The sequence below is a fragment of the Bacillus cereus group sp. Bce041 genome (genome assembly GCF_052646455.1).
Map to the genome: position 1 here is coordinate 45,483 of NZ_JBQXON010000012.1, position 25,410 is coordinate 70,892.

A 25,410-nucleotide genomic window follows, 5' to 3' on the forward strand; every position below is an offset into this window, starting at 1 on the left:
TAAGGACTTCATTGCACTATGTCTATTTAACAGCAAATTTAAAACCTCCATTTTAAGAAAATGGAGGTTTTATTATTATTTAATTTTTACAATTATTTTTCCTTTTGCTCTTCCAGACTCTGAATATTCCATTGCTTTTTGCGCATCTTCAAAAGGGAAAACTCGATCGATTACCGGTTTAATTTTTCCGGCTTCAATATAGTTTGCAATAGTACGTAATTGATCCCCGCTTGGCTTCATAAATAAAAATGAATATTGAGCATTATGCTTTTTTTCAAGTGCAGTAAGTTTTTTGCTGGCTAATGAAAATAAGAGAGTTTTAAAGAATCCTGAACCAAATTCTTTACCGAAGCGAGCATTCGGCATGCCTGAAACGGAAACAATGTTTCCTCCCCTTTTTATAATATTGAATGATTTTTCAAGTGTTGCACCGCCGATTGTATCAAATACGGCATCATAATTTTTTAGTATATCTTCAAATTTCTCTGTTTTGTAATTAATAATTTCATCTGCGCCAAGAGACGTTACTAAATTCGCACCAGCTTCACTAGCAGTCGTTGTAACAATGGCACCCATTATTTTTGCTAGCTGAATAGCGAAAGTACCAACACCACCGGATCCGGCGTGAATTAAAATCTTTTGTCCTTTTTGTAATTGCATGATGTCATGTAATGCTTGATATGATGTTAAGCCAACGAGTGGAATCGAAGCAGCTTCCTCAAAACTTAAATTTTTCGGTTTTAAAGCTATATCATCTTCATGAATGGCTATATACTCCGCGAAAGTACCAATCTTATTTTTTCTTGGACGAGCATATATTTCATCACCAACTTTAAAACGAGTTACTTTTGATCCAACCTTCGTGATGACACCGGCAAAGTCGTTACCAAGGATTAGGGGCATTTCATATTTCAGTAACATTTTTACTTTTCCGTCGCGTATTTTAAAATCAATTGGGTTAATGCTAGCTGCATGAATTTCTGCGAGCACTTCATACTCATTTATTTCAGGAGTAGGTACCTCTGCCATACGCATTGGGACTTTTCCATATCTATCAATTATCATTGCTTTCATTTCTTATACCTCCAAGTTTTAATAAAAGTTTTGCAATAGCTTCTCAATATCTAATACAAGATTTTTTAATAAACCTAATTTTGTACGTATATCAATATAATAAAAATTCTTTGTACCTTCTTTTCTCATTAAAATAATGCCAGCTTCTCGTAAAATCTTAAGGTGATGTGATACTGCTGGACGGGAAAGGTGTGTTTGCTTCGTGATTTCTCCTACACGTAATCCTGTTTGACATTCCGTTTCCATTAGCACTAATAAAATAGCTTGACGCGTTTCATCACCAATTGCCAATAATACTTTTTGAGAATCAATAAAATCTTTTTTTATAATATTTAATTGTTCTTGTTTATTCATTTCAATCACTTTGCCTCCAGGTAATTAGTCGAAAGGTTTAAGATGATGAACCATTACTTCGATACGGTAATGCTACATGATTGTTGTATGAGGTGCAATATTGAGAAAGAAAATCGAGACGAATGAATTTTTTATTGTTGAAAATTATAGGGAGATAGAAAAGGGATTGGAAGGACTACATAACACAATAGATGAGGTTTTAAAAACAAAAAATGATGTAACAATAAAATAAGCGGTCGTAACCTTGTATAATCCATAAGGTTACGACCGCTTATAATGTTTGTATTATTTTTGAATTTTACGATAGAACATGGTTCAACGTAAAGTACGTTCTTTTGTTTTACACTTTCATACAGACACAATTCAGGTGGATTATAGATGTATGAAAAGGTAAAAGGAATTTTGGGGCGTAATCTATCTATATGATAATTCAAAATGAAATATAAGTCTATATTTTAATGTTTTTTTTGATTATATTTATGTCACTGAGCTCAGAACAATGATTTGGAGGGGAAATATATGAAATCGAATTATGTACCAGTTTTAATTGTTGGAGGGGGATTATCTGGGTTAGCGTCTGCGTTATTTCTTGCAAAACATAACATTGAGTACTTACTTATTGAAAGGCATCCGTCTACTGCCATTCATCCGAAAGCAGGCGGTCTTACTTTACGTACAATGGAGTTATTTCGAGAATTAGGCTTGGAAAAAAGAATTAAATTGGCAGGTAAAGCATTAGAGAACTGCCGAGGAAGAATAGCGGTTTATACAATAGCTGAGGCGAATAAAGAAGAATTGGAACAAATGAGAGCGACACAATACGGAAACGATGAAGAGTTACTTCAAAAAATAGAAAAGATTAGTCCATCAAAACAAACTGCGTGTTATCAAATTATTTTAGAAGAGATGATGTTACAAGAAGCGAAAACATTAGGCGGGCAACTATCTTTTTATCATGAATTAGTTTCATTTGAACAAAATAAAAACGGGGTAAAAGCAAAGATTCGAAATCGTGAAACAGAAAAAGAAAGTGTCATACATTGTGACTATGTAATTGCAGCAGATGGAGTGAAAAGTAAAATACGTGAGCAGTTAGGGATTAAAACTGAGGGGCGTGGAACCATTGGTGGCTATTATATGAATATTTATTTTGAAGCAGACTTAAGTGAGTTTATACAAGGAGACGCATTCGGTTTTTCTATGGTACTTCATCCAGAGGTTCTTGGTGCACTGATCCCAGTAGATAACGTGAAAAAATGGATTTACCATGTAGCCTACGATCCATTAAAAGGAGAGGGACCAGAGGATTTCACGATGGAACGTTGTAAACAAATTATTGAAATAGCAATTGGAAGTACAAATGTTGAGTCAGAAATATTAAGTGTTTTACCGTGGGAAGCGGCCGAAAGTACAGCAATGAAATTTCAAGGAAATCGAGTCTTTCTAGTTGGAGATTCAGCACATATTATGCCGCCAACAGGCGGATTTGGTTCAAATACAGGAATACAAGATGCGCATAACTTAGCTTGGAAATTAGCGGCTGTTATAAAAGGGAAGGCAAAACCAAAATTGTTAGAAACATATCATGAAGAGAGACACTCTGTTGCAAAATTAACGACAGCTTATGCAAGTAGTTTACTGTTTCGTGCTGCGAAGAGAGAGAAAGGCAGTTTGAATAATATGGATGGTTTAGCTGTTACAGTTGGATATCAGTATTGTTCAGAGGCGATTATAGATAATTCAGTCACTCCACATAGAATGGATAGCATAGAGTTGAACGGAAGACCTGGAACGCGAGCGCCACATTTATGGGGAACGTATGAAGGGAAGAAAGTTTCTACATTAGACTTATTCGGTAACAGTTTTGTATTACTTACAGGAGTAGAAAATAGTTCTTGGGCTGAGGCAGCACATACTGTTTCAGCTAAATTAGGAATACATATAAAAGGGTATCGTGTTGGCTTAAGTGGAGACTTTATTGCTCCAGAAGATATTTTTAGCAAATTATATGGTATAGAGAATGGAGGTGCTGTATTAATTAGACCAGATGGCTTTATCGGATGGCGTTCGGAAAAAACGGTAGTAAATCCAGATATAGTATTGGAAGAGGTAATGAGAAATTTATTATGTGATTTTTAAGTAACTAAAGAAATATTGTTTTATGCGCTTCACTGTACTGAAAAAAATATTCACAAATTTCAATAGGTTTGATATGATTAAATTCGACAAGTTAATAGAGGCCGGAGATATTTGAGAAAAGCCATAAATTTATTTAGGGACACAGGAGTGTATTCTAAATAATTTATGGCTTTTTTTATTGAATGAACCGTACAAAATAGGGAGTTACATGTGAAAAGGAGGGCTATAGAAATTAAATAGGATAATACTAGTTTTCTATATTAATAATATAGAAAACATTTGTAAGATTGGAATTTTAATATAGGTTTATAAAAATAATGAAAGTGTGTCTTCTGTTTCGTGTAAATCTCATTAGCTTGTTGAAATTTGCAACGTAGGAAGGGTTAGAAGAATGAGAAAGATTATTAGCGTTTTAGTTATTTTCTTTATGACTGGAAGTATCTTTGCTGGGGGAGCTGTTCATGCGAAAGCAGAAGGAAAGCATGAATGGAATACGAATAAGCTTTTAAATATTGCACATCGCGGAGCAAGTGGACATGCACCTGAGCATACTTTTGCTTCTTATGATTTAGTGAAAAAAATGAAAGCGGATTATTTAGAGTTAGACATTCAATTAACAAAGGATGGCCAATTAATTGCAATGCATGATACAGCAGTTGATCGCACTACAAATGGAACAGGCGAAGTACGCAATAAAACGTTAAGTGAAATAAAGAGTTTAGATGCTGGATCATGGTTTAATAAAGCGTATCCAGAAAAGGCTAAGCAAGAGTATGTTGGGCAAAAGGTTCCAACTCTTGAAGAAATCTTCCAAAAGTATGGAAGAAGTATGAAGTATTATATTGAAACAAAATCACCAGATGTGTATCCAGGAATGGAAGAGAAATTGTTGGCGTTGTTACAAAAATATAATTTAGTAGGCCAAAACATGTCTTCTAGCCGTGTTATGATTCAATCATTTAGTAAAGATAGTTTGAAAAAGATTCATAGTATGAATGAAAATATTCCGTTAGTTCAATTGCTTTGGTATTATCCAAATGAAAACAATGAAATTGTTGAATGGTCTGGCATTACACATGAACCGAAAAGTGTAACAAATGATGATTTTCAAGAAATTAAAAAGTATGCAGCTGGTATTGGACCAAACTTACGTAATGATAACGGGGAACTAATTATTGATGAGTCCTATATGAAAATGGCTAGGAAAAATGGACTGTTAATTCACCCTTATACAATTAATGAGAAACCAGATATGAGACTGTTAATCAAATGGGGTGCTACAGGAATGTTTACAAATTATCCGGATCGATTACATAGTGTATTGAAGGAAAAATAAGTGGAAAAGGGTATACCAGTGTTTTAGGTATACCCTTTTTAATCTAACTCTCCGATAAACAGAATCTCTTTTTCATAGCATTCATCTGCATCATAAATAATTTCTTGAAAGTGAAGCGTTTTGAAGGAATGACAAACTGACATTTCCCATGTCTCCCAAAAATCAATTTCATTTGAAAGAAGAATCCATTTTTGAAATTCACTATCTCTATTAAAGAAATTATGAAAGTAGTCCTCATTTTTAAATATAATGATTTGCGAATCCCACAAATTATTTATAGAAATCAAAACAACAACTCGATATGTATGTGTATCGCTCGGTTTCATATTTATTAAATGATTTGCTTGATTTAATAAGGTTTGAATACATAACCGTTTTACTTTTCTAGGTGTTTTACGAGAGTCAATAAAAGCTTGCGAAACTGGCAATAGCATATTCCAATATTCATCGTTATAGAAAGTAGAAGGGAACGTTTTTGTATGTTCCTCAATTCGCTTTATCATAGTGTTTGTTTTTCGGTTTATACCACGTATTTTCTTTTCACGCATTGTGAGTCATCTCCATAAATTTTTGTAATGCAGCAGAGTGATATATATCTTTTCTAGTAATAAAAGTAGTAGGAACTTTTTTGAAGCTATTTGGTAAAGGATTGAATGATACGTCATGTTTATGACCACTTAAAATAGACTTCATCATAATTGCTATGCCCATACCTGATTTTACACATGCGAGAATCGCTTCAATTGTTCCAAACTCTAATACTCGCTTAGGTGAAATTCCTTCTTCTTGAAGCCAATCTTCTAATAAATTTCTATAATAGCACCCATGACTAAATGCAAGTAAATTCATGTCTCCTATGTCTTTAAAGGAAGATAAAGGCTTTTTGCTAATGAGAACTAATTCTTCTTCACGAAATATATTTGTATGAAGTTCAGCATGCTGAGTAGAGCCAGCTATAAACGCTCCGTCCAGTTTTCGTTCTAGTACAAGCCTAATCAATTGTTCCGTCGTATTTGATTCTAAAATCAATTCGACTTTTGAGTATTTCTCATAATAGGCTGTTAATATAGATGGAAGTCTTACAGCGGTTGTAGATTCTGTACATCCAATTTTTAAAGTGCCTCTTGGTTCGATCCCATTACTTTGAACTGCTTTAACAGATTGATCCATTAAGTAGATAATTTGTTTGGCGTATGTTAATAAAATCTCACCGTTAGAAGTTAAAGTTACACCTTTTCCGTTTCGGTAAAATAAAGGCACACCTAATTCGTTTTCTAGTTGTTTCATACGCATTGTTACGCCAGACTGTACATAGTTTAAATTTTTAGCTGCGTGAGATATGTTTTTTTCTTTCGCAACTTCGTAAAATACAGTTAAATCTTTTATATCCAAGTATCATCCCTCCAGAAAAGGTATCATTTTTTTTGATGAATTACATGATAAATCTTTATTTTATATGATATCAGAACTTTCATACAATGGAAGGGGATGGAGGGATTATTGTGTTAATGGAAGAAAGGGTGAATAGTACTTATAAGTGGGTTATGTTAATTTTTGCGACGGTTGCTCAAACAACAGCGACACTTATAACGTATGGTGTTGGAGCGTTTGCTTTATTTTGGAAAGAAGAATATGCACTTACGAATACGGAGATTGGATTGTTAGTAAGTGTTGTAAATATAGGACCGCTATTTTGTATACTTTTTGTCGGGCGGCTACTTGATCAATACAATGAAAAGTTGTTAATTTCGATAAGTTCATTTTTACTAGGAGGTTCGTTTTTACTGACTAATATGGTCAATGGATTTAATGGGTTACTCTTTGTACTTTTATTAGTAGGAACGTTTTATAGTGTTTCGCAGCCAGGAGGAAGTAAGGTGATAATGAAGTGGTTCTCAAAAGAAAATCGCGGGTTAGCGATGGGGATTAGACAAGCCGGTATACCGATTGGTGGTACATTAGCGGGAGTATTGATCCCGTTTCTTACAATAAAATATAATATGGCCTATGCGGTAAATAGTATTGCATGTATTTGTATAATTGGAGGGTTTTTATTTTTTATATTTTATAAGGAACCATATATTCAAGAGAAAGTTAAACAAGAACGTAGTAAACTTTCTTTTTGGATGCAGTTAAAAGAAGTGATGTGTAAAAAAGAGTTATATGCAATTTATATAACTGGCATTTGTATGATTTCATTGCAAATGGTGTTAGTTGCGCACTTTATAAAATTTTTAGTATTGGAACAATCAATCACGCCAATTTTAGCTGGAAAAGTATTTTCCGTTATGTTCTTTTCTGGAATGGTTGGTAGGGTTATATTAGCAGCTACTAGTGATTTATTTTATAAGGGGAATAGGCGTACCCTCTTATTTATAACTGTTTGTATTTCTATTTTCTTCATTCTAATATTAGTAATGAGCATACATACAATAACGAATGTATTGTATGGTGTAAGTGCATTGTTAGGGTTCTTTGCAATTGGATGGTTTAGCCTTTTCATAACTGAAGTTGCGGAATCAGCAAGTGAAGAATCGGTAGGGATGACAGTGAGTTTTGCACTTACATTAAATCAAATTGCCATTATTGCTGCGCCTGCTTTATTTGGTTATATTGTAGATAAGAAGGGATATACGTATGCGTGGTTATGCATAGTTGTATTACTAACTATTTCAGCGGTTAGCTTATATAGGAAGTATAGAAAATGAAGGAATGTTAGCAATGTAAATTTTTTATGAAGAAAGTCTAAAGAAATGTTGAATGAGCGACATTTCTTTTTTATTTGTTGTATAATCAAAATGTAAATGAGATTCGTTTTCAATTTCGTTCATTACCTCTTTTGAAATTACCTGTAATTTTAGCCATAATTAGCTGTTTTTCTTTATCGTTATTTGCATGATTTATTTTATTTAAAAATTTTTCAGCATCATTTCCTTTTAATACCATAATCTGTTTTCCGTAATATTCAATTAATACCATGTTTTTTTTTGTTATCCGATAATGAAACATCTTATCATCTAAACGATTGCGTTTATCGGTGTTTTTCATATTACATCTCCATTCTTTTTAGTATGTAACAAATGTTACAAAAGAATTTGAAATTATAGTGTAATGCATCCGATTGTATGTTGGAAATTTTGCAAGAAAGAAATACAATAGAGAGTAGTCAAAATTGAAAATGAGAAAAAGGAATCTAGTTTTAACAGAGTGAATATTAAATAATATTATAATATACTTGATAATTAAAAGATATAAAATAGAATGGATGTACGTTAAGTGAAACTAGATAAAAGAGGGTTCCTAGTATGTTAAAGAAATGGTTAATCGTTTTCTTTATTTTTGCTGTTTTTTGTGGAAGTGTTGTTACACTAATACATGCAAATAAAGGAAAAAAATATGATACAAAGGCATTTTCTAATGTAAATAGTAAGCAAAAAGATGTTAAGCAGGAAGTTGATGCGAATGAGAAAAAGCGTTATGAAATTGCAGCTGGAAAACTAGATCAGTACTTAAAAGATAAAGGATTTAATGGGAGTGTTCTTGTAGCAAGTAAAGGTCATGTAATTTTACGAAAAGGCTACGGTTATGCGAATGTGAAAGATCAAGTATTAACAACGCCAAGAACGAAATATCGCATTGGGTCTATTACGAAAACAGTAGTTGCAATATCTATTATGCAACTAAAAGAAAAAGGGAAGTTGAACATTGAAGACAATGTAAATAAATATATCCCATCGTTTCCAGCAGATAAAAATATTACGTTACGAAACTTGTTAACACATACGTCTGGATTACCAGAACAGGGACAAGGTAGTGTTGACGCAGCATCACGGTTAAAATTAGTAACGTGGATTGGGGCACAAACGTTACAATTTCCAGCAGGGACAGGATGGAAATATACAGATTATAATTATATGGTGCTTGCATATATTGTAGAAAAAATATCGAATAAACCACTTGCTGAATATGTGAAAGAAAATATTTTGACTCCCGTTGAAATGAATGAATCTGGAATGGGCGCAACACTTCCAGAAGATATTTTCTTAGCAGAAGGGTATACGAAAAAAGATAATAAGTTAATAGCCACGCCGCGCTTAAAAATGAACTGGCTGTATGGTTGTGGTGAAATGTATACGACTGTTGAAGATATGAAAAAGTTAGATGAAGCTATTATGGATGGTAAACTACTTTCTAAACAAAGTGTATCAGATATGTTTTCTGCATCACCTGCAAGAAAATATGGATTTAGTTTCTATATTTACCCAGATTATTATCATAACCACGGTGTATTAGCTGGCTGGAACACTTTTAATAATTTTAACTGGGATAAACGAACGTTTGTCATATTATTTTCTAACGTCCAAAATGGTATGAATGACGCATTTAATCAAGAATTCAGGAAAATGGCGAATGATTTAATAGAAGGAAAATAATTATAAAAAATCGGTATTGATATGTAATTATCAATACCGATTTTTTTATTTTGTAAAGTTTTACTTACTGAATAAAGTGAAACTTTATTCAGTGGAGGGGCTTTGTTCATCCCCACTGAGTAGAAGCCCTCATCAATCGGGCTTTTACGGACAGCAGGGCCCCCACCTAACTTTTTTGCTTCCGCTGAATTTTGAGGTGAGGGTCTTACTGCACATAAATAGCGGGATAAATAGGTAAGAAAGGTGATTGACATATGAATAAATCTAAATAGGTAGTTAAATGCTAAGTAATGCAAAGAACAATTGGTAATTTTTACATTGATAAAAAAGCTTGAGCTTCACACTATGTGAAGCTTTATATTATTGGAGACAAGAACAGGAGGTTGAAAAAATGAAAAAAGCAATAAAGTTTTGTTTAATAGCTACATTATCTACAACAATTATTAGTGGATGCTCTTTTGAGGGTAACAATGAAAATGTTAAAGGGAAAGAAGGGGAAAAAGTAGAGGTACAGAAAAATGCTGGGAAATATACGATGCCAGATGAAAAAGATAAACATGAAGGTACATGGCTGCAATGGCCACATGAATACACATATGGTGAAGAGTATAAGAAGGAAGTTGAACCTATTTGGGTTAAGATGGCAAGTGCTTTAACTGAGGGTGAGAAAGTCCACATTGTTGCATATGACCAGGAAGAAAAAGAAAGAATCAATAACCTTTTAACAGATGAAGGGTTAAATATGGAGAAGATTGATTTCTTTATCGCGCCTACTGATGATGTATGGGCAAGGGACAGTGGACCAATTTTTGTTTATGACAGCAATAAAAATCTCAAAATATTAGATCCAGCATTTAATGGTTGGGGGAAGAAAACACCTTATAAAAATGATGCTCAAATACGTAAGAATGTGAGTAAACAATCAGGAATTGAAAGAATTGATTGGGGGAAATTTGTCCTTGAAGGCGGCGCAATTGAATTAGACAGCAATGGGACTGCGTTATTAACTCGAAGTGCGGTAACGAATAAAAATAGAAATCCTGATTTATCAGAAAAGGAGATTGAAAAATATATAAGTGATCTTGGGGTATCAAACTTTATTTGGTTAGACGGAGTACCTAATTTAGATATTACGGACTTTCATATTGATGGATTTGCTAAATTCCATAATAAATCTACCATTGTAACGATGAAAGAAGATGACCTAGCTGAATGGGGTTTATCCAATAAAGATATGGATACATTGTTAGATGCCAAAAATGCTTCAGGACAGAAATATAAGTATGAATACTTGCCGCTTAGTAAAGAAAAGGTTGCTTTAGAGAATGGAAAAACTCTCGATTATAAGGGATCGTATATCAATTATTATATTGGGAATACAGTTGTATTAGTGCCTAATTATAATGATCCGAATGATAAAATCGCAAACGATACGATTCAGAAGTTATACCCAGATCGTAAAGTAGTCGGTATTGATGTGAGGGAGTTGTATAAAAACGGCGGTATGATACATTGTGTGACACAACAACAACCAATTGCATTGAAGTAATTAATTGTAATTTCGTTGTGCTGCTATATAGACAAAATAGGTGGAATCTTATTACCTATTTTGTCATTCCTTATTATTTATAAAAATAAATTTAAATATAATGATGAATGAATTGTAGTGTATATTCGCTTTTCGTTTTATATGGTAAAGGAGAAAAATGTTTGTGTTAAAGAATTTTAAAATAGTGTTTTCGTATTTCCCTATCGTTTTACAGTACATTTTAAATGTAGCTTTAATTTGCTTAGGGGTTGTTCTAAGTGTGTTTCTTATGAAAGAAGTCATTCAGTTTATGCAAGAACTGAAATTGGATGGTAATGAATCTAGTTATCATTTAATTGATAGTATCGTCGTATTCTTTCTGTACTTCGAGTTCATCGTAATGATTATAAAGTATTTTCAAATGAATTTTCATTTTCCATTACGATATTTTATATATATAGGTATAACAGCTATTGTGCGTCTCATCATTATAGATCACGATAGTCCGTTAGATTTATTGTTATATGCCTGTGCAATCTTTGTATTAATTAGTGCATTGTTCATTGCGAATTCTAAAATGATGCGTCGGGATTTAGAATAGTAAACATTTGTTGTTGAATTAAATAAGATATTTTATCTTTTTGCAAAAAAGGAGTAACGGTATTGAAAGAAATAATCTTAACCAGCCTCATAATGATAGGGTTTATGATTCTATTATTTAATTGTATACTTTCATGATTTAAAAGAATAAAAGGTTAATAGAGAAAGAGGTTTTTGTAAATATGGTTCATTACAATAATCAAAATAGTTTACATCAAATATTTACATTAAAAGGGACAATTATAAGAGATATTTTCCCACAAATCGTATTATATACGTGTATTTCAACGATAGTAGCTGTGATTAATTATTACTATACAGAAATAAATATAAATCAGACTCCTTGGGTAATCGTCGGAGGAGCTTTAGGATTACTATTAGTGTTTCGTACGAATACTGCCTATGATCGGTACTGGGAAGGTAGAAAGCTGTTTGGCGCGATTGGTGCTTGTACTAGAAATTTAGCAATTAGTTTTTTGTGTCATTGGGATTCTAAAGGGAAGAGTATGGAGCAGGAAAAAATAAAATTTTTACATCTATTAATTGCATTTCCAAAGTTAGCGAAAGGACACTTGAGAGAGGAAAAAGATTTATCTGAAGTGAAATCATTGCTTGCTGTCTGTTCTGAGAAGGAAAAAGCATTTTTGGTTGAGTCCAATCATTTACCGATTAGTATAGTTTTTATGTTGAAAACTATACTATCAAAAGGTTTGAAAACGGGGCAAATTCATCCAAATGCGATAATTAGTATGGAAACAGATTTGAATACGTTACTTACATCTGTGGGTGGATGTGATCGTATCAAAACAACACCTATTCCTTTTGCATATTTTGCTCATATAAAAATTTTATTGATTATATTTTGTGCAACTTTACCGATTGGTCTTGTTGATAGTCTCGGATGGTTTACAGTACTTGCGACTACGTTTATAAGTTTTGCATTCATAGGTATTGAAGCAATAGGGGTTGAAATTGAAGATCCCTTTGGTCAGGATCCAAATGATCTTCCGCTAGAAGGAATTTGTATAGGAGTAGAAGCGCATTTGGTGAATCTATATAATCAAAATGATCTATTAGAAGTAATGGGTTTGAATCTTGATAAAAAAATCATTTAATCATTTATTGTTGTTTTAAAATAGGTTATTTAAAAACTTGTCAAGAGTCAATTTAAGGCTTAACGTCAGCTTTATATTTTTTATATAAATATATAATATTCCTCCATGCTATAATCCATTCATGAAATGTACATGTTGCATGAGTTGGAATAAAAAAGACATGAATTGAGGATTAGTTGGCTTTGTGAAATCAATTATGTAACTACTATTAAAAAGCGAGGTAAATAATATGGAACAAAAACATAATGGAATTATTTTTACTGCAATACCAGACGAATCGAATGAATATTATCAACCATTTTATGAAGACTTGATTTACTTTAATGAATGTTTAAATGAAAAGAAATCAATTGCGGATCAACTTATATCTTTATCTGTTGAAGAACAAGACTTTCATACGAGCTGTTTTGAGTATGATGATATTTGGCTAAGAGATGTTGCACCGGTTGTCACAAATCATCTAGTTAAATTTAAATATCGACCAAATTATTTGCCAGATGATCAAGGGCGATATTTAGATCAACAGTTTAATAAATGGTTGAAAAAGAATGACTTTGAATATGTGAAATCCCCATTAATATTAGATGGTGGTAATCTTATTTGGAATAAAAAAGATACCGTAATATTAACAGAACGTATATTTGATGATAACGATGATTGGACAGAAGAGGAAATTATTGAGCAGTTAGAATGGGATTTAGATGTGAGCCGAGTTATTATTATTCCTGCTGAAGAAGGGGATGTACTAGCACACGCAGACGGAATGGTTAAATTTATTGATGAACATACAATGTTTATTAGTGATTTTTTAGGGGATCATGAATTTAGATATAGTGTTCAAGAGATTATTCAAGAACAAATGCCAGAAGCTGAATTTATAGTTGTTCCTTCATCATATACAGAGAAAGGACAATATGATCAAGAGATAGCATCAGCAAAAGGGTTGTATATAAATATGTTAGAATCATGTGATGCTCTTTATGTTCCTAAGTTTGGACTAGCTAAAGATGAGGAAGTTTTACGATATATTCAACAGTATACGGAGAAGCAAGTTATTCAAATTCATGTAGGAGAAATATCAACAATGGGAGGCGCAATGAATTGTTTAACGTGGTATTGTTCAAGCCATTTGTTACCTTCAAAAATGAGAAGATTAAAAAATCAGAATGAAGATTTTTCAATGAAGAAGATTTTTGATTGGTTTTAATAAATAAGTAATGAAAAGAAAATCTATTCAAGGAGTATTGATATGTATACCATCGCTGAGTTTTCTCGGATTTGTAAAATGAGTACGCGGATGTTAAGACATTATGACAAAGAGGAGATATTAAAACCGGCATATGTGAATCCGGTTAATGGGTATAGGTATTATGAACAAGAGCAGCTGGAAGTAGCGTTGAAAATCAAAAAGTTAAGGGAGTATAAATTTCCTCTTCCAAAAATTAAAATTGTTTTGCAGTCATCAGATCAAGATTCGTTTGTTCAACATATACAATCACAAATTATCGAGTTGTCTCATGAAGTGAAGCAAAATTTACAGGTTATTTCAGAAATGAATGAAATGGTAAAGGTGAATAGTAGTCTAAATATTGCTCGTCATAGAAATTACGATATATTAATGGGAATGAGGAATGAAGTAACGATAATTACTCAAAGAGTAAAAATAGATATAGATGATATGGATGATTATTTTTATGACTTATATGAAGAGGTACAAAAAAATAATTTTCAAATAGTCGGTTCACCATCTGCAGTCTTTTATGATGAAGAATATATTCCAAGTAACAGTGATATTGAATTAAGAATCCCGGTTATGCAGGGGAATGATGAAGACGTAGCACAAGAGTATGAAATGAAACAACTAAGTCCACATCATATCGTTACTACTATGCATTATGGAAGTTACGACTATATAGGTTACGCTTATATAGCGTTAGAAGAATGGATTGAAAGAAATGGGTATGTGATAATTAATTCGCCATATGAGGTTTATATAAAGGGACCTGAATGTGATTGTTTAGCAGAAGAGTATGTGACACAAATTTGTTTTTTAGTTACGAAAATAGAATGAGAATAAGGATTGACATTAACATTATGTCAAGCCTTATTCTATGTATGAAAGCAATTTATCATAATAAAAAGGAGAGAGAATATGAGAAGAACAATCATGATTATTTGTCTCGTTCTAAGTATGGTATGGATTTCCGCATGTACTGCTGGAGTAGGAGAAGGTGAGAGTGGTAGCGCTGTACTACCAAGTCAGTTACCTAAAAATGTAGTGTTTAAAAATGGTACAATCTATACTTCAAATGAAAAGCAAGACATCGTAGAGGCTGTAGCCGTTAAAGAGGGGAAAATTATATTTGTTGGTTCAAACAAGGATGTAGAGGAATTTATAAATGAAGATACGAAAGTGGTGGATTTACAAGGACGTTTTATCCTTCCTGGTTTTGTGGACAATCATAATCATATATTTGAAGCAAAATCACCAGCAGCAGGAAATTGTAGTGTCTCACCAGATGCTTCTCTGCAAAAACAACGCTCGTATTTAAAGGCTTGTAAAAAAGGTGTGAAAGATGGCGAATGGATAAGTGGAACGGGGTTCAGTTTGGAAGCGTTGTTAAAAGATATGGACGAAAAATCAGAGCAACAAACCCCATTACAAGTTCTTGATGAGTTATTTCCTAATAATCCAGTATTAATTATGGAAAGAACCTCCCATTCTGTATGGGTTAATTCAAAGGCACTCGAGTTAGCTGGAATAAATAAAGATACAAAAGATCCACAAGGTGGAAGGATTATTCGGGATTCCGAGACAGGAGAACCGTTTGGTATTCTTTATGATACAGCAGGAGATATCGTGATGGAAAAAGCATGGAATTCTCAACCAAATCTGTTTGAAAAAAATTATGAAGGTTTATTAGACGGTTTAGATGAGGTTGCAAAGAATGGTATTACTACAGTTGGTGATGGACGTCTTTATTGGAAGCGAGGCTGGTTAGACGTTTGGAATAAAGTAAATGACGAAAAAAAGCTAACGTCACGCGTAGTACTTCGACCATGGGTATATCCAAATTTAAACGAAGCAGAACAAATGGAGTATTTCAAAAAAATTAAGCGTGATGATGTGTCATCCCGTATGCTTATTAATCAAGTGAAAATGTATAGTGATGGAATTAGTATTAATAGCACTGCTAAAACACTAGAAAAATATAAATTTGAATGGTTTACAGGAACTCCGTATGGGTTGAATTATATTCCAGAAGAAAAAATGAAATGGTGGTTAACCGAATTAAATAAAATTGGTTACGGTGCACTTATTCATACAATTGGAGATGCTGGGGTAAGAGAGAGTTTAAATGCGATTGAAGCAGCGAAAAAAGAAGGTGCAAACCAGCCTTATACACTTACGCATGTGGAAATGGTAGAAGATAGTGATATAGATCGTTTTGCTAAGTTAGGTATTAGCGCTGATTTTCAAGTAGGTCATGATTTTGCGGAAGATCCAAAACAAAGCTGGGCAAGTACGTATTTTACAAATCAGCAAATGAAACGAATTATGCCGTTAGGGCGAATTTGGAAAACCGGTGCGAATGTATCACTTAGTAGTGATTGGGATGTAAACGAACTGAATCCACTTGTGACGATTTCAAATGCATTAAGCATTGATGAAAAGGGCTTGTCTGATGTATACGCAGCTATTGATGCCTATACAATTAAGCCAGCTAAAGCGCTAGGTCTTGATAACATTACAGGTTCGATTGAAGTAGGCAAATCAGCTGATATGGTATTACTAAATGAAGATATTACTAAAATGAGTGCCGATAAGATTCCGAATGCGAAAGTTTTAGTGACGGTTTTACAAGGAGAAGTAGTGTATCACAAGGAGAAATAAAGAGTCACCTTATAAAGTTGCTACAAGTAAATGAATATATTCCTGTTGACCTTAACACGATGTCAAAGTATAGACTGGACATACATTCATATAAGGGGTGAACACGTATGAGAAATATAGAAAATAGTTTGTATTATATGCCTGCGGAATGGGAGAAACATGAAGGTACATGGCTCCAATGGCCACATGATAAAGCACATAGAGGTGAAGGTTATAGAGCTAAGTTAGATGATATTTGGATATCGATGGCAAAGGAGCTTCACTATGGAGAAAATGTCCATATTGTTGTATGTGATGAAGAAGAGAAAATACATGTCCAATCGAAGTTAATGGAAGCTAATGTAAATATGGATAAAATTGATTTCTTAATTCAAGAAACTGATGATATTTGGATAAGAGATAACGGACCAATCTTTGTAACGGATAAGGAAGGGAATCGCTGCCTAACGCACTGGATATTTAATGGTTGGGGAGATAAATATCCGTACGAAAACGACGCTAATATTCCGAATAAAATAAGTGAAATGTATCGCATTCCAAAAGTTGAATCTAGTGTCTGTCTAGAGGGCGGGGGAATTGAGATAAACGGAAACGGGACCTTAATGGCGGCGAAAACGTCTATTATAAATGAAAATCGAAATCCTACACTAAGTCAGAAAGAAATTGAAATAGAATTAACGAAATATTTAGGAGTAACGAATTTTATATGGATAACTGGTATACGCGGAGAAGATAATTATGATGAAGATACGGATTATCATATTGATGGCGCGGCACGGTTTGTAAATGAAAATACGATACTGTATGAATATGATCCTTTCGGTGAAGGAGAGCCATACCTTTTGGAGGCGTACGAAAAGCATTATCAAGAATTGCGACAAGCGAAAAATATAGATGGAAAGCCATTTCAGCTCATTCCAGTACCAGTAACAAGAAAAGTGGTAAAAGAAGCAGACTGTAAGGGTTCATATTTGAATTTTTATATTGGTAATGAAGTTGTATTGGTACCTATATACGGTGATGAACATGATAAATTAGGGCTTCAAATCATTGAAGGTCAATTTCCAGGGAGAAGAATTGTCGGTATATATGTTAACGAATTGTATGCATACGGTGGTATGATTCATTGTGTGACGCAGCAGTATATAGAATAGAGTAATTCAAATAAAAAGCATGCAGAGCATATACTCTGCATGCTTTTTATAATGTTGAAAACTCCTCAACAAGTTGAGTGAATTGTTTCAATGCACTTTCAATCGGTTCTGGCGTTGTTAAATCGACGCCAGCTTTTTTCAATAAGTTTAATGGGTAGTCTGAACTTCCACCTTTAAGGAATTCAATATAATTTTTCTGAGCATTCGGATCACCGCTTAATAGTTTATCAGCGATTTGAATGGCAGATGCGAATCCAGTTGCATATTTGTATACGTAAAACGGGCGATAGAAATGAGGGATTCTAGCCCATCCGTATTTTACTTCTTCATCAAATACAAGTGAATCACCGTTATATTCTTTAAATAGCTTTTCATAAATTTCACTGAATACTTGTGCATTTAATGGTTTACCTTGTTCAGCCATTTCATGTGTGATTTTTTCAAATTCTGCAAACATAATTTGTGTAAAGAAAGTACCTTTAAATTTCTCAATAAAATGGTTAACTAAATGGTTACGTACGTTCGTTTCTTTTGCTTCTTTTAATAAATAGTGAATTAATAACACTTCATTTACTGTTGAAGCGACTTCTGCGACAAAGATAGAATAATGTGCAGAAATTCGTGGTTGGTATCCATGTGAATAGTGCGTATGCATACCGTGTCCGCATTCATGAGTAAGAGTGAACAGGCTGTTTAAATCATCGTGATGATTTAAAAGAATGAAAGGGTGAACACCATATACACCAAAGTTATAAGCACCAGAACGTTTTCCTGGTGTTTCCCTTACGTCTATATATCTTTTATCTTTAAAACTTTTTAATGTTTCAATATATTCTTCTCCTAAAGGAGCTAGTGATGCAATCATAATGTCAAATGCTTCACTATATGGAATGTCTTGTTTTGCACCTTCTACTAAATCGACGCCTAAGTCGTATTGTCTTAGTTCATCTACGTTTAATTTTTCTTTTCGAATTTCATTGTATGTATGTAATGTTTGAATGTTTTTTTTCGTTGTATCAATTAGGTTTTCATATACTTCTTTCGGAACCATATCGCCAAATAATGATTTCTCTAGCGCTGATGGATAGTTTCTTAGCTTCGAAACAGTAACATTATTTTTAATAGCAGCAGATAAAGTAGATGCGATGGAATTCTTTAACTGAACATATGGTTTGTAATATGCTTTATAAGCTTCTTTACGCTTTTCACGATTCGTATCTTCTATTAACTTTGCATACATTCCGCGTGTTAAGTTCACTTTTTCTCCATCGTCAGTCGTCACTTCACCAAATAATATATCTGCATTGTTTAACATACCAAATGTGTGCTGTGGAGAAGAAAGAGCTTCACCCATCTGTGATAAAATTGCTTCTTGGTCCTTATTCAATACGTGTTTTTTATACCGATATAATTCAAATAAGTCTTCTTTATAATATTGTAAGCCTTCTGTTTCTTCTATGTAAGAATGTAATGTGCTTTCGTCTATGCTAAGTAAGAAGGGGGAAAAGAAAGATTTCGCCGCACTTACTTTCACGTGTAATTGTGATACTTTATCGACAAGAGATTGCGCGTCAGTATCGCGTGTATCAAGGTCAGATTGTAATCGTGCATAAGCGAACATTAAAGATATTATGCTAGAAATTTCTTCACTCTTCGTTAAATAAGCTAATAAACTATTGCCATCGTGAATATTGCCATTAAACTCGTGTAATTCCTTCGTTAATACTTCAATTTTATGAAAATCACTTTCCCAATCTTCAATTGTATGGTAAATGTCTGTTAAATCCCATTTTTCTATATCAGCTACTTGTAATCGATCTTTAAGTTCTGTCATAATCATTTCCTTTCTAAACATGTAGTTATATTTCTATATAACTATGAAATACAACAAATTGCAAAAAATCCCTGCTGAAAATTGAAAAGCCTTGCTAAAATAACAAGGCTTACATACTTATAGTGTAATTCCAAATTTTGAATGTAAAAGGTTTGTATATTGCATGTCTGTAACGGTTTCTTTCGTTTTTTTACCATTTTTCGCTACTGTAAGGCTATCTTTCGTTAAAGAGGCATGCCCATCTTCAGTTAGTTTTACAATAAGAGGTACTTTATTAAAGGGTGATCCTTCATGTTCAACGATAATTTTTTGTGCTGTATTTGCTTTTTCTTCATCCACTTCTTCTATATAAAATGCATAGCCTAACGTCCAATCATCAGCAGCAGATTGATCCAAGAACTCATTGTTTTTCCGCATCTCTAAAATGTAGTTTCCCTTTTCGGTCATTTCTTTACGAATACGATAATCTCCTGTAGCAGAGTGAATGACTTCACCTAAGAAAGGGACAGGGGCAAGAGGTAAGTATGATCCGAATCCTACTTCAATTAAATAAAGTTCATTATGATGGGTTAAAACGGTTGCGATATGGCCAGAATCAACAGCCCATATGGAGTTTGCAGCGTTATAAACTGTTCCTGAAACGAGATGAACATCGAATCCAGAATCTTTCAGGAAGTAATACATAGTAGGATTGAGTTCATAACAAAGACCGCCACGGTTATTTACTAAAATTTTCTCTTTCAAATTTTCTTTTGATATTTCTTTAAAATTCTTTTCGAGAATATTTAAGTTTTCAAAAGGAACAGTTTGTGCCATTGCGTACATAATGTTAGATAAATCTTCAAATAAAACTGTGTCTTTTTCTTCTATATGTAATCGTGCGAAAAATTGTTTTTGAAAGTCTGTCATCGAAATCCCTCCGTTATGCTTTTATAGGTAAATTGTAAACAATCTTGAATAGGATGTGAAATTAAAACTACGTTGAATATTTGAAATTAGATTAAAAATAATATGGGAGAGTGAGAGATTGCTACTTTACTAACGGTGGGACGAATATTATAATAATTCTGATAAACTATGCAAACGCTTTCTTGGGAGGGGATGGTGTACAGATGTTTAAAAGAATAACAATAGTCGGATTGTCGGTTGTTATGTTTTTACCTAGTATATATGAGGGGAGTAAAGCATATGCAGACACAGTTAACAATGGAACGTTAATGCAGTATTTTGAGTGGTATGCTCCGAATGATGGGAATCATTGGAATCGTTTGCGTACTGATGTTGAAAATTTAGCGGAAAAAGGAATTACATCTGTTTGGATACCACCTGCATATAAAGGAACTACGCAAAATGACGTAGGATATGGAGCATATGATTTATATGATCTGGGGGAATTCAATCAAAAGGGCACAGTGCGGACGAAATATGGGACGAAAGCACAATTGAAATCTGCAATTGACGCTTTACATAAGAAAAACATCGATGTATACGGTGATGTAGTTATGAATCATAAAGGTGGGGCTGATTATACAGAAACTGTAACAGCAGTTGAGGTAGACCCGAGCAATCGAAATGTTGAAGTATCAGGTGATTATGAAATTAGTGCGTGGACGGGATTTAACTTTCCAGGACGTGGAGATTCTTATTCTAATTTCAAATGGAAATGGTATCATTTTGACGGAACGGATTGGGATGAAGGAAGGAAATTAAACCGAATTTATAAATTTAGGGGCATAGGTAAAGCATGGGACTGGGAAGTGTCTAGCGAGAATGGGAATTATGATTATTTGATGTATGCGGATCTTGATTTTGATCATCCAGATGTTGCGAATGAAATGAAAAAATGGGGAACGTGGTATGCGAATGAATTAAATTTAGATGGTTTTCGTTTAGATGCTGTTAAACATATTGATCATGAATATTTGCGCGATTGGGTAAATCATGTTAGACAGCAAACAGGGAAAGAAATGTTTACAGTAGCTGAATATTGGCAAAACGATATCCAGACTTTAAATAATTATTTAGCGAAGGTTAATTATAATCAATCTGTGTTCGATGCACCACTTCATTATAATTTTCATTATGCTTCAACAGGAAATGGAAATTATGATATGAGAAATATTTTAAAAGGAACGGTAGTTGCGAATCATCCTACACTTGCGGTTACTCTAGTTGAAAATCATGATTCACAGCCTGGTCAGTCATTGGAATCTGTAGTGAGCCCTTGGTTCAAACCGCTGGCATATGCATTTATTTTAACGCGTGCAGAGGGGTATCCTTCTGTTTTCTATGGTGATTACTATGGTACAAAAGGAAATAGTAACTATGAAATTCCAGCGTTAAAGGACAAAATTGATCCGATTTTGACGGCACGAAAAAACTTTGCATATGGTACGCAGCGTGATTATTTTGATCATCCGGATGTGATTGGCTGGACAAGAGAAGGTGATAGTGTACATGCTAATTCTGGTTTAGCAACATTAATCTCTGATGGACCAGGAGGGGCGAAGTGGATGGATGTTGGAAAGAATAACGCAGGGGAAGTATGGTACGATATTACGGGTAATCAAACAAATACTGTAACAATTAATAAGGACGGATGGGGGCAGTTCCAAGTAAGTGGAGGATCAGTTTCCATATATGTTCAACAATAATTTGGTGATGAAAAAGAAGAGGTAGACTGAAATATAAGTTTTCCTCTTCTTTTTATATTGTGCATATTTATCCCGCTATTTGTGGGAAGCCCGATTGGTGAGGGCTTATTAAAGTTTCACTTTATTTTTCATAAATCTTTATTGTAATAAAAGAGCTAGTCGACCTTTATAACAACAAGAGAGGCGTTGGAATATATAATGTCACCCGTGGCTTCTCTTATTCGTACTCGAAGAACATCCCCTTGATTTAAAGGTAGTAAATCAGTTCTGGCGGATGTAGCTCTCACCCCAGAAGCACCACCAACTCGCGTTTCAATTGCGAATTGAATGGAATCGTTTATTGTAAGATTTAATATACTAGACGATATAGCTTGTATTACAAATACAATTGAAAAGGATACAGAGTACACGCCAGTGGTATCAATTGTAATAGAATTATTTAATGGATTTAGGGTAGTTCCACTAGCAGGTCCTGGAATGGTAAAATTAATATTTGTATTAACTACTGCTGAAAAACCGATTCCTACTTCAGAAGTTATTGTTCCAAATATGGGAAGAATCCCTAAACCTGTAACCCCAGTAGGACCAGTTATTCCGATTCCGGTAGGACCTGTAACCCCAGTAGGACCAGTTATTCCGATTCCGGTAAAACCTGTCGCGCCGGTAGGTCCTGTGATTCCAGTAGGTCCGGTGGGGAATGTAAATGGTGGAATTGATGGTAGTGTGGGACCGATTAAATTTGGTTCCAGAGCAGTTCCATGTAAAATACTATATTCTTCATTCATATAGTAAACCTCCTATTATTGCTTGTCATAATTATTAAATGTATCAGGGGAAGGAAATGACATTCGCAATAGCGGAGGCGCTTCTTATAATTTCTCCTCAGCGAATATAGGTCTAATTTAAGAAATATTGAAGTGTAGAGTTGCGTACTACTGAAGTATGGCACCTTTACTTCTCACGTAACATATAGTATGATGATTTCAATAAATTAGATTTCAATGACTATAATATAAATTAATGAGAGGTGCTTTTTGTGAGTGCGGTAGGTATTAAATAGGAAAAATTTAATGAAATAAATCGGATAAGACCAGGGGATTTTTATGTACATCATACCCCTAATTTTGTCATGCATTTATTTCAAAACCTATGAAGATACCTACAATACTTTATAAAGCGTGTAATAAGGGACTGCCATCTATTTTTTATGGCTTATTTCCTCATACGTTATTACACATGCCTTGTAAATGTAAAAGCTGCGGTATCCCCGCAGCTTTTTTGTATATGTTTTTATTGTATAATTATGGAATTTTATATATGACTCATTGGAATCTAATGAGTAGGTATCTTCATTTATGATAAAAATCAATCATAGTGAGGAGAAACAAAATGAATACGATGACTTTTGAAAAGTTACAATATAACGAATTAAAGGATATAGTGAAATCTTATTGTGTAAGTGGATTAGGTAAGGAATTATTAAACAAATTAGAGCCGAGTACGAGTATAAAAGTAGTGAGAAATCGGCTGAATGAAACGACAGAAGCACGAGCTATATTAGATGCAGAAGGGCATGTTCCTTTCTTCGGCATTTCTAATATTGCTAGTACAATTCAAAAATTAGAAAAAGGTATGATTTTAGATCCAGAAGAATTAGTGAGTGTTTCAGACTTTTTACGTGGATGTAGAAAGATTAAAAAGTTTATGTTAGATAAAGAATTTTTTGCACCAGTATTAGCTTCTTATGCAAATTCAATGACTGAATATAAAAGTATTGAAGAGGAAATTAACTTTTCAATTAAAGGAAATAGTATTGATGCAGCTGCAAGTAAAGAGTTAAAACGAATTCGAAATAATATCGATTCTGTAGATGGGAAAATAAAAGAACGTTTAACGAAGTTTTTAAATAGTAGTGCAAATAAGAAATTCATTCAGGAATTCTTTATTAGTAAAAAGGATGACCGTTATACGATTCCAATTAAATCTTCCTATAAAAACCAAGTTGCCGGAAGTATTATTGAAGCCTCGGCAAAAGGTTCTACTGTATTTATAGAACCGCATACGGTTACGAAATTGAATGCAGAACTAGCTGGTTTGAAAGCAGAAGAAGCGGTTGAAGAATATCAAATTTTAGCGACTTTATCAGGGATGGTATTAGAAAATATTTATAGTATAAAGATTAACATGGAGCTAATTAGTCAGTATGATATGGTATTTGCGAAAGCGAAGTTTAGTAAATCGATTGATGGAATAGAACCGAAGTTAAATGATCATGGCTACATTCATTTAGTGAATTGTAAGCATCCGCTTTTAACAGGGCAAGTTGTACCCTTGAATTTTAAAATTGGTCAAGAGTATCGTAGTTTAATTATTACAGGGCCGAATGCGGGCGGAAAGACAATTGTGTTAAAAACGATTGGATTGTTAACATTAGCTACAATGTCAGGTCTTCATATTGCAGGAGATAAAGGGACAGAAATCGCTATTTTTGAAAATGTATTTGTAGATATTGGTGATAATCAAAGTATCGAAAACGCACTAAGTACATTTTCATCTCATATGAAAAATCTTTCTGAGATTATGAGGATGTCAAATAATAATACGTTACTTTTATTTGATGAAATAGGGAGCGGTACAGAGCCAAATGAAGGTGCAGCACTTGCAATTTCTATTTTAGAAGAGTTGTACTTTGCGGGATGTATTACCGTTGCGAGTACGCATTACGGAGAAATTAAACGATTTTCAGAAATGCATGATGACTTTATGAATGCAGCGATGCAGTTTAATAGTGAAACGTTAGAGCCGCTTTATAAATTAGTTATCGGAAAATCAGGAGAAAGTAATGCACTTTGGATTGCGAATAAAATGAACGTAAAAGAACATGTACTGAAAAGGGCGAAAGAGTACATGGGAAATAAAGAGTACGCTTTAGAAAAAGTGAATGAAAGTAAAATTAGAAAACCGAAATTCGTACAAGAAAAAAGAGAATCTCATTATGAGTACAAAATCGGCGATCGTGTTAATTTATTGGATCATGATGATTTTGGTATCATCTATAAGGAAAAAGATAATTTTTATAACGTTGTTGTATATTATAACGGTGAATTCGTTGAAGTAAATGTAAAACGTATTACTTTAGAAGTAGCAGCGAAGGAGTTATATCCAGAAGGATACGATTTAAATACACTATTTGTTGATTATAAAGAAAGAAAAATGCAACACGATATTGAGCGCGGATCGAAAAAAGCACTGCGTAAAATTCAAAAAGAAATAAGAAAGAATAGAGGATAAGTT

General features: G+C 33.5%; 22 protein-coding genes. 14 read left to right on the top strand and 8 right to left on the bottom strand.

What is annotated here, in order from left to right:
* Nucleotides 1-75 precede the first annotated feature (75 nt).
* Together ACUN13_RS25695 and ACUN13_RS25700 are read right to left on the bottom strand one after the other, a co-directional pair.
* Nucleotides 76-1,074, bottom strand: coding sequence for an NADP-dependent oxidoreductase (locus ACUN13_RS25695; RefSeq protein WP_000646438.1), 999 nt, complete (start codon nucleotides 1,072-1,074; stop codon nucleotides 76-78).
* Nucleotides 1,075-1,092: 18 nt separating this feature from the next.
* A complete protein-coding gene (locus ACUN13_RS25700; protein WP_000571870.1) occupies nucleotides 1,093-1,437 on the bottom strand; it encodes an ArsR/SmtB family transcription factor in 345 nt (114 codons plus the stop codon).
* Between the two features lie 91 nt (nucleotides 1,438-1,528).
* On the opposite strand from ACUN13_RS25700, the gene ACUN13_RS25705 reads away from it, so the two are divergent.
* The 3 genes from ACUN13_RS25705 (at nucleotide 1,529) to ACUN13_RS25715 (ending at nucleotide 4,903) form a co-directional block, all read left to right on the top strand.
* Nucleotides 1,529-1,660, top strand: coding sequence for a hypothetical protein (locus tag ACUN13_RS25705; RefSeq protein ID WP_001227549.1), 132 nt, complete (start codon nucleotides 1,529-1,531; stop codon nucleotides 1,658-1,660).
* 287 nt (nucleotides 1,661-1,947) lie between these two features.
* Nucleotides 1,948-3,567, top strand: a complete 1,620-nt coding sequence (locus ACUN13_RS25710) for an FAD-dependent oxidoreductase (RefSeq protein WP_409532513.1) — start codon at nucleotides 1,948-1,950, stop codon at nucleotides 3,565-3,567.
* Between the two features lie 391 nt (nucleotides 3,568-3,958).
* Nucleotides 3,959-4,903: a glycerophosphodiester phosphodiesterase gene (locus ACUN13_RS25715; RefSeq protein WP_001226350.1), complete on the top strand. Its 945-nt coding sequence runs from the start codon at nucleotides 3,959-3,961 to the stop codon at nucleotides 4,901-4,903.
* Nucleotides 4,904-4,941: 38 nt separating this feature from the next.
* Here ACUN13_RS25715 and ACUN13_RS25720 read toward each other — a convergent pair whose 3' ends face one another.
* On the bottom strand, nucleotides 4,942-5,451 hold the full coding sequence (locus tag ACUN13_RS25720; protein WP_001208320.1) for a DUF3916 domain-containing protein: 510 nt from the start codon (nucleotides 5,449-5,451) through the stop codon (nucleotides 4,942-4,944).
* Nucleotides 5,444-6,295, bottom strand: a complete 852-nt coding sequence (locus tag ACUN13_RS25725) for a LysR family transcriptional regulator (protein ID WP_000351693.1) — start codon at nucleotides 6,293-6,295, stop codon at nucleotides 5,444-5,446. Before ACUN13_RS25725 ends, ACUN13_RS25720 begins: the two co-directional genes overlap by 8 nt.
* Before the next feature lie 86 nt (nucleotides 6,296-6,381).
* Between ACUN13_RS25725 and ACUN13_RS25730 the strand changes: the two genes are divergently transcribed.
* Nucleotides 6,382-7,611 (top strand): MFS transporter, encoded by a 1,230-nt coding sequence (locus ACUN13_RS25730; protein ID WP_033689829.1) that lies wholly within the window; start codon nucleotides 6,382-6,384, stop codon nucleotides 7,609-7,611.
* 109 nt (nucleotides 7,612-7,720) lie between these two features.
* On the opposite strand, the gene ACUN13_RS25735 is transcribed toward ACUN13_RS25730, so the two are convergent.
* Nucleotides 7,721-7,951, bottom strand: coding sequence for a hypothetical protein (locus tag ACUN13_RS25735; RefSeq protein WP_174766965.1), 231 nt, complete (start codon nucleotides 7,949-7,951; stop codon nucleotides 7,721-7,723).
* 257 nt (nucleotides 7,952-8,208) lie between these two features.
* On the opposite strand from ACUN13_RS25735, the gene ACUN13_RS25740 reads away from it, so the two are divergent.
* The 8 genes from ACUN13_RS25740 to ACUN13_RS25775 all read left to right on the top strand — a co-directional run bounded on the left by ACUN13_RS25740 (nucleotide 8,209) and on the right by ACUN13_RS25775 (nucleotide 17,628).
* Nucleotides 8,209-9,336 (top strand): serine hydrolase domain-containing protein, encoded by a 1,128-nt coding sequence (locus ACUN13_RS25740; RefSeq protein ID WP_134207868.1) that lies wholly within the window; start codon nucleotides 8,209-8,211, stop codon nucleotides 9,334-9,336.
* 391 nt (nucleotides 9,337-9,727) lie between these two features.
* Nucleotides 9,728-10,885 carry an agmatine deiminase family protein gene (locus ACUN13_RS25745; protein WP_000709178.1) on the top strand — a complete coding sequence of 386 codons (1,158 nt, stop codon included), beginning with the start codon at nucleotides 9,728-9,730 and terminating at the stop codon, nucleotides 10,883-10,885.
* A gap of 163 nt (nucleotides 10,886-11,048) precedes the next feature.
* On the top strand, nucleotides 11,049-11,465 hold the full coding sequence (gene psiE / locus ACUN13_RS25750; protein WP_000916574.1) for a phosphate-starvation-inducible protein PsiE: 417 nt from the start codon (nucleotides 11,049-11,051) through the stop codon (nucleotides 11,463-11,465).
* A 181-nt stretch (nucleotides 11,466-11,646) separates the two neighbouring features.
* On the top strand, nucleotides 11,647-12,579 hold the full coding sequence (locus ACUN13_RS25755; protein ID WP_000233820.1) for a bestrophin family protein: 933 nt from the start codon (nucleotides 11,647-11,649) through the stop codon (nucleotides 12,577-12,579).
* A 229-nt stretch (nucleotides 12,580-12,808) separates the two neighbouring features.
* Complete coding sequence (locus tag ACUN13_RS25760; RefSeq protein WP_445424015.1) at nucleotides 12,809-13,786, top strand: agmatine deiminase family protein; 978 nt, start codon at nucleotides 12,809-12,811, stop codon at nucleotides 13,784-13,786.
* 42 nt (nucleotides 13,787-13,828) lie between these two features.
* A complete protein-coding gene (locus tag ACUN13_RS25765; protein ID WP_000287978.1) occupies nucleotides 13,829-14,650 on the top strand; it encodes a MerR family transcriptional regulator in 822 nt (273 codons plus the stop codon).
* 81 nt (nucleotides 14,651-14,731) lie between these two features.
* Nucleotides 14,732-16,474 carry an amidohydrolase gene (locus ACUN13_RS25770; protein WP_001254972.1) on the top strand — a complete coding sequence of 581 codons (1,743 nt, stop codon included), beginning with the start codon at nucleotides 14,732-14,734 and terminating at the stop codon, nucleotides 16,472-16,474.
* Between the two features lie 107 nt (nucleotides 16,475-16,581).
* Nucleotides 16,582-17,628 (top strand): agmatine deiminase family protein, encoded by a 1,047-nt coding sequence (locus ACUN13_RS25775; protein ID WP_409532514.1) that lies wholly within the window; start codon nucleotides 16,582-16,584, stop codon nucleotides 17,626-17,628.
* Between the two features lie 46 nt (nucleotides 17,629-17,674).
* Here ACUN13_RS25775 and pepF read toward each other — a convergent pair whose 3' ends face one another.
* Entirely contained in the window at nucleotides 17,675-19,462 is a 1,788-nt protein-coding gene (gene pepF, locus ACUN13_RS25780) for an oligoendopeptidase F (protein WP_000137535.1), read from the bottom strand.
* Nucleotides 19,463-19,579: 117 nt separating this feature from the next.
* The gene (locus tag ACUN13_RS25785) at nucleotides 19,580-20,371 is read right to left on the bottom strand and encodes an arylamine N-acetyltransferase family protein (protein WP_409532515.1); all 792 of its coding nucleotides are present in this window, start codon (nucleotides 20,369-20,371) and stop codon (nucleotides 19,580-19,582) included.
* Between the two features lie 203 nt (nucleotides 20,372-20,574).
* Between ACUN13_RS25785 and amyS the strand changes: the two genes are divergently transcribed.
* A complete protein-coding gene (gene amyS / locus ACUN13_RS25790) occupies nucleotides 20,575-22,116 on the top strand; it encodes an alpha-amylase (protein WP_000476408.1) in 1,542 nt (513 codons plus the stop codon).
* Nucleotides 22,117-22,271: 155 nt separating this feature from the next.
* Here amyS and betA read toward each other — a convergent pair whose 3' ends face one another.
* Nucleotides 22,272-22,901, bottom strand: coding sequence for a collagen-like exosporium glycoprotein BetA (betA, locus tag ACUN13_RS25795; RefSeq protein WP_438906249.1), 630 nt, complete (start codon nucleotides 22,899-22,901; stop codon nucleotides 22,272-22,274).
* A 604-nt stretch (nucleotides 22,902-23,505) separates the two neighbouring features.
* On the opposite strand from betA, the gene ACUN13_RS25800 reads away from it, so the two are divergent.
* A complete protein-coding gene (locus ACUN13_RS25800) occupies nucleotides 23,506-25,407 on the top strand; it encodes an endonuclease MutS2 (RefSeq protein ID WP_001095187.1) in 1,902 nt (633 codons plus the stop codon).
* The last annotated feature ends 3 nt before the right edge of the window (nucleotides 25,408-25,410 follow it).